Raw genomic sequence first — 13,876 nt, 5'->3', positions numbered from 1 at the left:
CCAACAGGTTCGTTCGGTATTACTTGTTACCTTGCATCATATCGCTGGTGACGGAGTTTCATTGGATGTTCTATTACGAGAGCTGGATGTCTTATACCGCAGTCACATTGGCGAAAACCAAGAAAAACTTGAAGCTCTGCCAATTCAGTATGCAGATTATGCATTATGGCAGCTTAACTTTTTACAAGGTCAGCAGTTAGATAATGAATTATCATACTGGCGACAACGGTTAGAAGGGTTACCTGACGTTCACGGTATGCCTCTTGATAAGCCTCGGCCGAACACTCAGTCTTATCAGGGAGCCTTGTATCAACAGACCTTACCAAGTCACCTTAGCGCGTCTTTACAAACCTACCTCAAGATGCAAGAAAGTAGCTTGTTCATGGCTATGCAAGCTGCCTTTAGCTTACTTTTAAATCGCTATAGTGGTGAGACAGATATTATTCTCGGCACGCCAGTCGCAAACAGGGAACAGAAGGAAGTAGAGTCTCTGATCGGTTTCTTTGTTAATACTTTAGTATTGAGAACAGAAATAGATACTACACAGACATTTAACGCATTGTTAACCAGCTGTCGAGATAATACATTTGATGCACTCTCTCATCAGCAGTTGCCATTTGAGCGGTTGGTTGAAGCAATGCAGCCCAATCGCGATCTGAGCCACCATCCATTGTTCCAAATTATGTTGGTGGTCGATACTATGGGCTCGGAGACGAAATCTTTGGGTGGATTGACGCTTTCACCCCTAGAAGCAGAAACAACGACATCTAAATTCGACCTCACGCTAAACGTTGTGGAAAGTGTCGATGCCACCGGATGTCCTCAAATTGATCTGGGCTGGGAATACAGCACTGATTTATATGAACCGGAGACGATTGAGAGGTTATCGGAAAACTTTATTCAACTGGTCGGAGATATTATCTCCAAGCCAAATCAAGCGATGGAAACTCTGTCTCTTGTAAGCCCTAAAGAATATCATCGTTTGCTTGAGAAAGGTCAAGCGAAGAAAACTTGGTCAATCACTGAATGTTTGTTCCAAGAAATAGAACGCCAAGTTGAACATAGCCCTGAAGCGACGGCTTTAGTCTTTTGCGGTCAGTCGATAACCTATGATGAGATGAACAAACGTGCCAATAAGCTTGCACATTATCTCATTAAGCAAGGGGTTGGACCTGATGTATTGGTTGGTATGTGTCTATCTCGTTCTGCTGAGATGATCATTACCATACTTGCCATTCACAAAGCGGGTGGCGCTTACGTTCCGCTTGATGTCAGTTATCCGGTCGAACGTCTTAGCTACATGATGGAAGACAGCCGATGTAAGCTTGTGATCAGTGAAACTGAGCACAAAGAGAAATTGCTTGGCTCACAAGTGCCCACCATGCTGCTAGATACCAAAGAAGTTCAAGATATGTTATCGGTATACAGCGAACAAAATCTGGCAAAGTATGAAATTAAAGTGACGCCGTCACACCTCGCTTATGTAATTTATACATCAGGCTCAACAGGTAAACCTAAGGGTGTGATGATTGAACATCAAGCACTCAGCAGCCATACCAAGAGCATCTGCCTTGAATATGGAATTACCGATCAAGACCATATTCTACAGTTCTCCAACATCGGTTTTGATGCCTCTGTTGAGCAAATTTTTGAAGCTTTGGTGAGTGGTGCCACTCTGTATATTCGTCCGGAAACCTTATGGACGTCTGCGGAGTTCGTTGATTGGCTAAGAGAAAATCCAATCACGATTACTGACTTTCCTCCACTCTATGCTAAAGCTCTTTTAGAACCTGTGTTAGAAGACGAGGCTTTTTGGCGTGACACATCTCTATCGAGATTGGCTGTGGGTGGGGATGTTCTTAATGCAGACTTTGCAAGAGCCTGGCAAACGGGGCCGGCACAGAAAGTCTGTCGATTAATTAATACCTATGGGCCAACAGAAACTACGATTTCTTCTACTCTACATTGGTTAGGCGATGAAGATATTAGTACCAGTGTACCAATTGGTCATGCTGTCATGGACAGAGATATTTATGTCGTTGATGATCAGATGAATCTGGTACCTGAAGGCGTTCCTGGTGAGTTATTGATTGGCGGGATGACAGTGGCGCGTGGCTACTTGAATCGTGAAGAACTGACAGCTGAAAAGTTCATTGCTGACCCGTTTAGTACGCAAGATGGGGCACGAGTATACCGTACAGGGGATAAGGTTCGTTGGCTTGCAAATGGTGAGTTGGAATTTTTTGGTAGGTTCGATACTCAGGTTAAACTGCGTGGCTATAGAATTGAGCTGGGAGAAATTGAAACCGCGCTGCGTGAAGACAATAGAGTATTAGATGCAGCGGTTATCGTCAGGGAAGATACACATGGCGATAAACAGTTGGTCGCTTACCTAGTAGCAGGCACTGATGACGAATCATTGTTGGTCAATGAGTTAAAGCATGCTCTGCAGCTTACTTTGCCTGGCTTTATGATCCCAAGTGCTTGGGCTATTTTGCAGACTATGCCAGTTAATGCAAATGGCAAATTAGATCGCAAAGCATTACCAGAGCCCAATTACACAACCCAAGCCGAATACATAGCGCCACGATCATCAGTCGAAACACAATTGGTGCAAATTTGGCAAAATGTATTGGGTGTTTCATCACCAATTAGTGTTGAAGCAAACTTCTTTAGCCTTGGTGGACATTCACTTCTTGCGGTGCGTTTGATCGCTAAAATCAGCGCACACTTTAGCCGTGAATTGACAGTAAAGCAGGTATTTCTTGCACCGACACTTGCAGAAATGGCAGCTGTGATTGAGTCTTTATCTTTCGCAGGCAAGAATTCAATTCCCCAAATCGACCGAGATCAACCTATACCGCTGTCATTTGCGCAAAAACGTATGTGGTTTATGCAGCAGCTGGAAAGTGGGCATACCTATAATATGGCAGGAGTATATGCATTACAGGGCTTAGTCGACTCTGAACTGATGCGTCAGTCACTCCAGCACCTAATTGAACGTCATGAAGCACTTCGTACTTGTGTTCGTAGCTATAATGAGCAGCTTTGCCAACATATTTTACCGCTACCGATAGACTTCATTCTGCCTATAACAGACTTATCAATGCTGCCTGAAGCTGAGCAGAATCCCAAGCTCAAGACGATGGTGAAGCTAGAGTCTGAACGAGTATTTGATCTGGAAAATGCTCTTATGCTGCGTGCTCAATTAGTGAAACTATCTGAGGATAACTGGACCTTGATGATAACTCAGCATCACATTGCCTCTGATGGTTGGTCTTCAGAACTTCTCATGAGAGAACTTACTGCAATCTATGATGCTTTATCTCGCAATGAGTCACCACAGCTCGCACCTCTCACCATACAGTATGTCGACTATACCGTTTGGCAACACAGTCAGTTGCAGGGTGAAGAGCTGGAAAGACAAACCAGCTATTGGCGCGCCCAATTACAAGATTTGCCTGACGTTCACTCAGTACCTCTTGATAGAAAGAGACCGATTGAGCAGAGTTATCAAGGCGATTTATACAGTCATAAATTATCTCTTGAGGTAAGTCGTCAGTTTAAGCAACTATGTCAAAATAGCGGTGCCAGTATCTTTATGGGAGTGCAAGCCGCATTCAGTTTATTGTTAAGCCGCTATAGTGGTGAAACGGACATAGTAATCGGTACCCCAGTGGCGAACCGAGAACGACTTGAGTTACAAAATGTGGTTGGCTTATTTGTTAACAGCTTAGTCATACGTACCGATTTGTCTGGTGATCCGAGCTTCAGTGAAGTCATTGAGCGTTCAAGAGAAACGGCTCTCGCGGCATATGAACATCAATCATTACCGTTTGAGCAACTCGTTGATTTGCTTAACCCAAGTCGAGATATGGGACACCATCCTTTATTTCAGATATTACTCAATGTTGATACTCAGGGGCTCAGCTCACGTGAGGTATTTGGTGGCTTAACCCTCACAGAAAACCAAACGACTAGCCATACAGCCAAGTTTGACATCAGCCTAAATCTGTTAGTCGAGGAAGATGGAGGTTTCAACTGTCATTGGGAATACAGCACAGATCTGTTTAACCGTGCCAGCATTGAGAACTTGGCAAACAGCTTTACGCTATTACTTGAAGCCATGACTGAAAATCCAGAGCGCTGCGCGTTCTCGGTACCATTGGTTGACTCAAAGACACGTGAGACAGAGCTTTACGCGCACAACCAGACCAAGCAAAATTACCCAAGGGATAAGTCAGTTGCAGACTTGTTTGAAGCACAAGCCTTGCTGACACCCGATGCGCCTGCGGCCACGTTTGATGGGGACACATTAAGCTATCGAGAGTTGGATAAGCGAGCCAATGCGTTAGCGCATGAGCTTCAATCTCGGGGTGTTGGCAGCGATGATTTGGTGGGCGTTCACCAAGAGCGCTCAATGTCGATGTTGGTGTCTTTACTTGCCATATTGAAATCAGGCGGGGCGTATGTACCTCTCGACCCTAACTATCCACAAGAGCGAATACAAGGAATGTTAGCGCACAGTCAACCGCGCTTGGTGCTGTGTGATAAGGACTCAGAGCAAGCGATGGCAGCTTACACGGAGGCGGTATTGGTGGTTGAGCATCATCAATGGGCGAACACCGAGAGCGAGCCAGTTGTGCGTCACAATGCGACTTCTCATGACTTGGCGTATGTTATTTACACCTCAGGCTCTACTGGTGAGCCTAAAGGCATTGCGGTTGAGCATCAATCAGTGGTGAACTTCTTGTGGTCGATGGCGAAAAAGCCAGGATTGAGCGCAGAAGATACGTTACTCGCGGTGACCTCGATGTCGTTTGATATCCATGTGTTGGAGTTGTATTTGCCCTTGATTATGGGTGGTCATGTGGTGGTGGCCTCGAGTGAGGCGGCGTTAAATCCTGCGCAACTAGCTGGCTTGATGCATGAGCATCAAGTGAGTGTGATGCAGGCGACGCCATCGACATGGCAAATGCTGGTCAATGATAACTGGCAGCCAGCGCGGCCTCTGCGAGTTATCTGTGGTGGTGAAGCCATGCCAGAGAGCTTGAAGTCATCGCTACTCACTCATGGTGCTATTGAGCTTTGGAACGTGTATGGGCCAACCGAGACAACGGTATGGTCATCGGTGAAACAGATAGAAAAAGCATCAGCCATCACCTTAGGTCACCCGATTGGAAATACTCAGTTCTATGTGCTCAATGAGCAGCATCAGCTAGTGCCAACCGGTGTTGCGGGTGAGTTGTATATTGCGGGTGAAGGGTTAGCGCGAGGCTACTTGCATCGTGATGATTTAACCGATGCGGCGTTTGTGGCTAACCCCTTTGTTCCAGGCGAGCGTATGTACCGAGCGGGAGACCGAGTACGCCGGCTAGCAGATGGTGAGCTGGAATATTTGGGTCGCACTGACCATCAAGTGAAAATTCGAGGATTTAGGGTTGAGCTTGGTGCCGTTGATGCGGCGGCGCAAAGCCATGAAAGCGTCAACCAAGTGGTGAGCGTGGTTCGCCAAGGCAGCGACAGTGGTGAAAGCCAACTGGTGACCTATGCGGTTTTGAACCCTGACTGGGTTGAGCGAATCGATGAAGCGCGAAGCGGTTTATATGAGCATCTGAAAGGGCAGTTGCCCCACTATATGGTGCCATCGATTATTCAAGCATTAGAGGCGATGCCACTGACACCGAATGGCAAGATAAACCGTAAGGGTCTGCCAGAGCCAACGGCGCTGAGTATGGGCGTGAGTTATCAGGCGCCGCAAGGAGAGGTAGAGACGCGTTTGTGTCAGCTTTGGTCAGAGGTGCTCAAACTCGATGCATCGACCATCAGTCGTGATGCGAATTTCTTTGAATCTGGTGGGCATTCACTGCTTGCGATTGAGCTTGTAAACAAAATAAAGCAAAACTTCTCGGTAAGCTTGCCACTGACAAGCGTCTTCCGATCACCTGTGCTTCATCAACAGGCCTTATCGTGTAAAGGCGACACTCAAATTGGGCTAGACTCGACAAGCGTCAAAAAACAAGTTAACAAACCAGCGCAGCTACCTTTGTCTTATGCGCAGCAACGTTTGTGGTTTATTGACCAAATGGAAGGACGTAGTAGTCAATACCATATGCCAGCGACGCTTTCATTGCAGGGTGAGGTGAATTATCAAGCGCTCCAAGGTGCATTCTCTGCTGTGATTGCCAAACATGAAGTGCTGAGAACCACCTATCATAATGATCAGAAAGGACACGCTTATCAGCATATTGAACCCGTTATTCAAACCTTTGATCTAGTTATGCATGATGTATCTTGTTTAGCTAAAGAGGATCAAGGAGAGAAGTTAGATAATCTGCAACACGAGTTTACTGAGCAAGAGTTTGACCTTAGTAACGATATTATGCTGCGTGCGGCCCTATACAAACTGGCGGAATATGAGTATCAGTTGACGATAGTCATGCACCACATCGCCAGTGATGGTTGGTCAGCCAATGTCTTTATTGGTGAGTTAAGTAATGCGTATAACCAGTTGGTTCGAGGTCAGCAGGCTGAGTTGTCGCCTCTGGATATTCAGTATAGTGATTATGCAATCTGGCAAAGACAGTGGCTACAGGGTGATAATCTCACCTCACAATTGAACTACTGGGCCAAGAAGCTTAGAGATATTCCGGAAGTACATAGTTTGCCTCTTGATAAACCTCGCCCTGCCAAGCAGTGTTATGCAGGGGACGTTGTGATAGAGCGTCTCGAAATTCAAGATCTGCGTTCACTTCTCGAGCTATGCAATGCTAACAACGCCTCGCTATTTATGGGATTGAATGCGGTTTTCTCCATGCTGCTCAGTCGATATAGCGGTGAGCAAGATATTGTTGTGGGTACTCCAATCGCTAACCGAGAACAGTCAGAGCTTGCTCATACAATAGGTTTCTTTGTGAACAACTTGGTTCTTCGTAGTCATGTGGATATGAGTCAGAGCTTCCAACAGTTGCTTGAACAATCTCGTGATACTGCGTTAGCCGCTTATGAACATCAGAATGTCTCCTTTGAGCACTTGGTTGAAGAGTTAAAGCCTGTACGTGATCTCAGCCATCATCCGATCTTCCAAGTGATGTTGGTGCTGCAAAATACGCCTGAAGATGGATTTGCTTTTGATGGTATGCAAACAAGCAGCGTCGATAAGAATACCTCAACCACATCCTTTGATCTGACGCTCAACATCGAGCAACAAGCGAATGGATTGGAGATGCAATGGGAGTTCAACACCAGTTTATTTGAAAAAGCAACGATTGCTCGTATGGCTAAACATCTAGTTGGGTTGCTACGAGGTGTAACTCTGTCTCCTGATGAGAAAATGAGTGAGATACATGGCCTGACAGATGCTGAGATAGACACGCTTTTAGCACTAGGGAGCGAGCCTTTGTCCTCTCAACACAATGAAGTGAAAGGGCTATGTATACATGAGCTATTTGAGCGCCAGGCATTTGCTTCACCAAACTCCATTGCTTTGATATTTGAAGATAGGCAAGTGACTTATCAGGAACTTAACTGTCGTTCAAACCAACTTGCTCATCATCTAGTGGAACTGGGTGTTGGACCAGACCAGTTAGTGGGTATTAGCTGTGAACGTTCAATCGAACTTATTGAAGTTATGTTTGCTGTCCTTAAAGCGGGTGGCGCGTATTTACCGCTTGATCCTACTTATCCAGAAGGACGTTTGGCGTACATGGTGCAAGACAGTCAACTCAGTTTGATCGTCGGCGATAGGAATGTTCAAAATAAGTTGCCTCAAGACGCCCATTTCATAGAGCTTACACAGCTGACAAAAGACGCAGAAGGACAAAGTGTCGAGAACCTCCCGGCTTACCATTTGGGTGTTAGTCCTAGTAATTTAGCTTATGTTATATATACATCGGGCTCGACAGGCAAACCTAAGGGAGTGATGTTGCAGCATGACGGTCTTGTCGATTTGGCAATTTCTGAGCAACAGCGCTTTATGGTCAGCGAATCTTCAAGGGTACTTCAGTTCGCATCCTTTAGCTTTGATGGTGCAGTAGCCGATTGGGTGGGTGTACTCAATGCTGGAGGTACTCTGGTTTTAATTAATCAAGAACAGGTTCATTCTGCTGAGTTACTTACTGAGGTGGTTAACCGTCATCGAGTGAATCATACCATTCTACCACCAGCCTTGTTACCTGCGCTAGATGTTCAAAAGTGGCAGGGAGTTAAGCATCTTATACTCGCAGGAGATTCCTGCCCGCTGCCGCTCGCGCAAAAGTGGGCGCAAGGTCGCCATCTGATGAATGGCTATGGTCCCTCGGAGTCAACAGTTTGTGCCACAATAGGGGACATCAAAGAACAAACTCAGACTATTGATATAGGGACGGGTATACCAGGTAAGCGTCTCTATGTGTTAGATACTGAACGCAACCTTGTTCCTATTGGGGTTGGTGGTGAGCTCTATATTGGTGGTACAGGAACAGCACGCGGTTATCTTCATAAACCTGACTTAACCGAAGAACGATTTATCCAAAACCCGTTTGTCGAAGGGGAATTGATGTATCGCACCGGCGATAAAGTGCGTTGGAATAACCAAGGTAAATTAGAATTCCTAGGTCGTGTTGACCATCAAGTTAAATTGCGCGGATTTAGGGTTGAACTGGGTGAGATTATGTCTGTGATTCTACAGCAGCCTCAGGTCAACGAAGCCTTTGTATTGGTGCGTGAGGAGCAAGGAGACAAGCGTTTGGTCGCCTATTGGTCGGCAAATGCTGGAGAGACTATCGAGTCAAATGAGTTAAGAGAAGGTATTAAGGACTTATTACCTGGATACATGTTACCTTCAGCTATCGTAAAAATGGACAAACTACCGATAAACGCCAATGGCAAAGTTGAGCGTAGGCAGTTGCCAGAACCCGACTATTCATTGCTTAGTTGCGCATTTGAGGCAGCTAGAAGCGATATTGAGCTTGTACTGTGCGAAGTATGGAAACAAGTCTTAGTCATTGATCAAGTCGGTATTAGTGACAATTTCTTCAGCTTAGGTGGCGATTCGATATTAGCGATGCAAGTGGTATCACAGGCTAAGTTAGCGGGTTATAAAATCTCAACGCGTGATTTATTTGAATATCAAACGGTAAAAGAATTAGCACAAGTTGCACAATTGATAGACACGAATCAACGCAGCCAAAAGATTATAGGTAGTCAAAAATTACTCCCTATTGATCACTATTTCTTTGCAGGAGATGAAACCGATCGCCATCACTTTAACCAGTCACAGTGGTGTACGTTATCAGAGTCAATCGATCTAGAGTCTCTTGGCGCTGTTTTCGCTTCCTTGTATCAGCGTCATGATGTGATGCGATTGAGCTTTACGCAGAACAATGCACTGTGGAACGCAGAGTATCTTGCCATAGATGAACGTAGTGCTGACAATGCGTTTGCGCAGAGCCTATGGATTGAAGACCTAACGGTTTTGGACGAAAGCCAATGGGCAGAGCATATGCTTGACGTGTCGAATAAGGCACAAGCAAGCTTAGTGATTGACCAAACGAAAGGATCTATGGTTCGGTGGGTCTGGTGTAAAACACCGTCAGGCCAAAGTGACAAGCTACTATGGATTATGCATCACCTAATTGTCGATGGCGTATCTTGGCGTATCCTTGTGCAAGATCTTCAACTAGCGCTAGAACAAGTGACACAAGGAGCGCCTGTCTTACTTGGGGCTAAATCCGATAGCTATCAAGCTTGGGCATCTGCCATGAGTGAGTTTGCGAGTTCTGAGTCAGTAAACCGCGAGAAAGCGCATTGGCTATCGGTACTCAATGCTCCAAGTGGCAGCTTAGCCTGTAGTGATTTGAAGGAACTTGATGCCTCAATGAATGGCAATAGAAGACGAGTGACGCTGAAATTCAGCGAAGTGGAGACCAAAGCACTAATTTCGAAGTCCAATGAATGTTATCACACTCAAATTAACGATCTCCTATTGGCGGCTTTAGCGGATAGTTATGGACTGATCTCTGGCCAAAATACTCTCAAAGTTGATTTAGAAGGCCATGGGCGTGAATCAGGAGTGATTGTGGATGCTTGCCCAATGATGGATGAGCTTGATTTGAGCCAAACTGTTGGCTGGTTTACTCACGTTTATCCTGTGTTATTAACTAATGCAGCAGGATCAGATCTCGCAATACTGATAAAGGGCATAAAAGAGCAACTAAGAGCAACGCCAAATAAAGGGCTTGGATTTGGCGCTCTTCGATACTTGGCGAAAGATGATGATATTGTCCAAGCAGAACGACCATCTGAAATAGTGTTTAACTATTTAGGCCAATTTAGTACTCATGGTGAAGATGTTGGAGCATTCATACAATTTGGCGATGAAATTAGCAAACGTAGACAGAGAACACATGGCATTGAAATTACCGGTATTATTGTCGATGGTTTGCTGGAATTTACGTTTGACTATGATGCTGAGACTTATCCGCAAGTATCTGCCATTGCGGAGCAATATCAGGTCAGTTTGATTAATATCATCGAGCATTGCGTCTCTAGTAAGGGGGGGCATACACCATCTGATTTCACTCTGGTGGATGTGACCGCTGATGATATTACTTTGTTTGAATCACAATACTGTGAAATTACCGATATCTATCCGAGTACCCCAATGCAACAAGGGTTACTTATGCATAGCCAAATGGCAGAAGGCACAGGCATGTATATGTGTCAGATGGATATGTTGTTTGAGGAATTAATTATTCCGACTTTCAAACTTGCGTGGCAAAGGGTTATCGAAAGGCATGATATATTCCGTACCGCGTTTGTGGAGTCAAGCAGTGGTGAACTGGTTCAAGTGGTCGACAAACAAGCACATATCGAATGGCAAGAGTTGGATTGGAGAAGTATTGCAAAAGAGCAACAGGAAGCTCGCTTTATCGATCTCTCCAACGAGGAAAGAGTTAAACCACTCGACTTAACTTGTGCGCCTTTAATGCGGTTCGCAATGGTAACATTGTCTGATAAACGACAACGCTTTATTTGGACTAATCACCATGCTTTATTAGATGGTTGGTGTTTACCCATTGTCTTTGACGAAGTGATGAAATTGTACCAAGCAGAGCTAGGTGTTGATCTCGGCCCGTTACCTGTTGTGAAACCTTATTCTAGCTATGTGAAATGGCTTCAGAAACAACCGAAATCAGAGGCGAAAGCTTACTGGCAAAGCTACTTGTCTGATGTGACTGAACCATGCAAATTAGACTTCAAGACTAAGCTAGGCAATAGCGAAGAGAGTGATGGAAGCATAGACAAACTGCTCGATGAGCAAACAACAGCTAGGTTGAATCATTTTGCTAAGCATAATCAGGTAACGATCAATACGGTTGTTCAAGGTGCTTGGGCTCTGCTTCTTCATCGATACAGTGGAGAAGAGACCATAGTATTTGGTTCGACTCGCTCTGGTCGAAACATACCTCTGTCCGGTGTGGAAACAATGGTTGGCTTATTTATTAATACCTTACCTGTGCGAGCAAATTTTGCTGATATGCAGTGTCATCTTGGGCAGTGGTTGCAGGAGCTAAACAAAGCACAAAGTGGTCATGATAGCTTTGCATATAGCCCTCTAAGCGATATTCAGGAATGGAGTGGTATACCCAGTGGAGAAAGCTTGTTTGACTCGTTAGTTGTGGTAGAAAATTACCCGATCAGTCAAAGTGAACAAGTCATGAATGATAAGTTACCACGCTTGATTGAATCTAAGGGTGAAGAACAAACTAACTTCCCTGTTACTTTAGTTGTCGTTCCCGATCATCGAACAGAAATAAAATGGTTGTATCAAGGCTCAAGTATATCATCGCAGCGAATGGAGCAAGTGGCCTCTGACTTTGATCGTATGCTTACTATGATGCTAAATGCCAGTAAGCAGCCATTAGAATCGCTAACCTTACTAAGTGAAGAAGATAAACACTTAACAATGGTTGAGTGGAACCAGACCCAGAGTGATTATAATCGCAGTTGGGATATAGCACAGTGGTTTGAGTCTTGTGTTGCTAGAACGCCGGATGGATTGGCTCTTGTTCATGGGGATCATAACGTCACCTACCAAGAGCTAAATGCCAGAGCAAATCGCTTGGCGCATTATTTGTCTTCTAAAGGCATAGAGGCTCAGCAACGTATTGGTGTTTGTTTACCATCTGGTGTTGAGTTGATTACCGCCTTGTTGTCAATTGTTAAGCTCAATGCAGTCTATGTGCCGATCGATTCGAGCTACCCTGCAGAGCGCCAAGCTCATATTTTACAAGATACTCAGACTGGCTATGTGCTGACGAAAAATAGTATGGCTATCGCTGTTTCCCAGACTATGTGTGTACGCATAGATATCGACAGCGAATCGTTGCGATCAACACTAGACACACTATCTTCAACCAATCCTGAGCGGATAAAAGTCAATACCAAAGATTTACCTGCTTATGTGATGTACACCTCTGGCTCTACGGGTATGCCAAAAGGCGTGGAAGTGACGCAGCAAGGTGTGATTCGCTTAGTAAAAAATAATTCCGCGCTGCCACTTACCCAAGATACGGTTATGCTGCAGTGTGCTTCTGTTACTTTTGATGCTGCAACCCTAGAAATCTGGGGACCTTTGCTCAATGGCGGGACTTTGGTTGTCTATCCTGAAACCTTGGTTGATGCCACACAGCTAGGCACGGTTATTGATCACTATCAAGTCAATATGCTTTGGCTAACATCGGGACTATTCGACCAGTTTGTTGCCATTAACGAGCATAATTTACCGAGCCTAAAACACCTTCTGACGGGTGGAGATGTGGTCAATCCGTATTCAGTGTCTCGTTTTTATCAGCAGCAAGCAGATGTGACCGTGATAAATGGTTATGGCCCAACAGAGAATACGACCTTTACGACGTGTTATCCAATACCAAGGGAGCTGGATGTTACCCAGCCTATTCCAATAGGAAAACCCATTTCAAATACCACAGTGTTTGTACTGGATCGCAATCAAAAGCCGGTGCCAGTTGGCGCTATTGGTGAGTTGTACACAGGCGGAGAAGGCGTCGCCAAAGGGTATATAAATCAGAGTACTCTTACCGCTGAGCGCTTTATTCCAAATCCTTTTGCAATCAATGAGGAAGAGGCTGGTTGTTTGTATCGCACAGGAGACTTAGTACGTTGGCAACAAGATGGCACCTTAATGTTTGTTGGGCGCGCTGATAGTCAAGTAAAGGTTCGTGGTTATCGTATAGAGCTTGGTGAGATAGAAGCACAGCTTATGTCAATTGACGAGGTTGACACTGCGCTCGTGGTGGTTAAAGAAAGGCAGATTGAGCAATCGGGAGACAAGCAGTTGCTCGCTTATGTAGTGGGAAATACTGAAATGGATGCTAGCCCAGAGCATATCAGGGCGATACTCTCTCAAAACCTGCCAAGTTTTATGCTGCCAGATCATATTGTGTTGATGGATCAATTCCCACTCAACGCCAATGGTAAGGTTGATCGCCGCGCGCTACCAGAACCTAAAATGTTAGCCGATAGTGACTTTGTTGCGTCAGAAACAGACACAGAACATAGAGTATCTGAGCTTTGGTGCGAATTACTGAAATCAAGCACAGCAATCAGTGCAGTAAGTAGTTTCCTAGAAGTAGGAGGAAACTCGTTGCTGTTGATGCGAATGAACGCACTAATCAAGGATAGGTTTGGTGTAGAACTTACCATTGAAGCGCTATTTGCGTCTCCAACAATCCAAGGTATCTCGAGCATGATTGAGCAACATAAAGATTTGGAAGAGTCGACTATGCTCGATGACATTCTCAAACAAGTTGAGGATCTTGATATTGAAGATTTGGAGTCTCTTGATATCGATGATTTGGAATCACTTATTGACTAA

Annotated in this window: 1 protein-coding gene (only partly in view); it reads left to right on the top strand. The window is 45.0% G+C overall.

The features are described 5' to 3' along the window. On the top strand, positions 1–13,876 hold the 3' portion of the coding sequence (locus tag FIV01_RS16480; RefSeq protein WP_172971865.1) for a non-ribosomal peptide synthase/polyketide synthase. It extends 13,814 nt beyond the left edge of the window; 13,876 of the gene's 27,690 nt are visible here — the last part of the coding sequence; the start codon falls outside the window, past its left edge; its stop codon occupies positions 13,874–13,876.

Origin of the sequence: Vibrio aquimaris, assembly GCF_009363415.1 — a bacterium.
GTDB classification, from domain to species: domain Bacteria; phylum Pseudomonadota; class Gammaproteobacteria; order Enterobacterales; family Vibrionaceae; genus Vibrio; species Vibrio aquimaris.
This window is presented reverse-complemented; position numbering and strand designations above follow the sequence as displayed.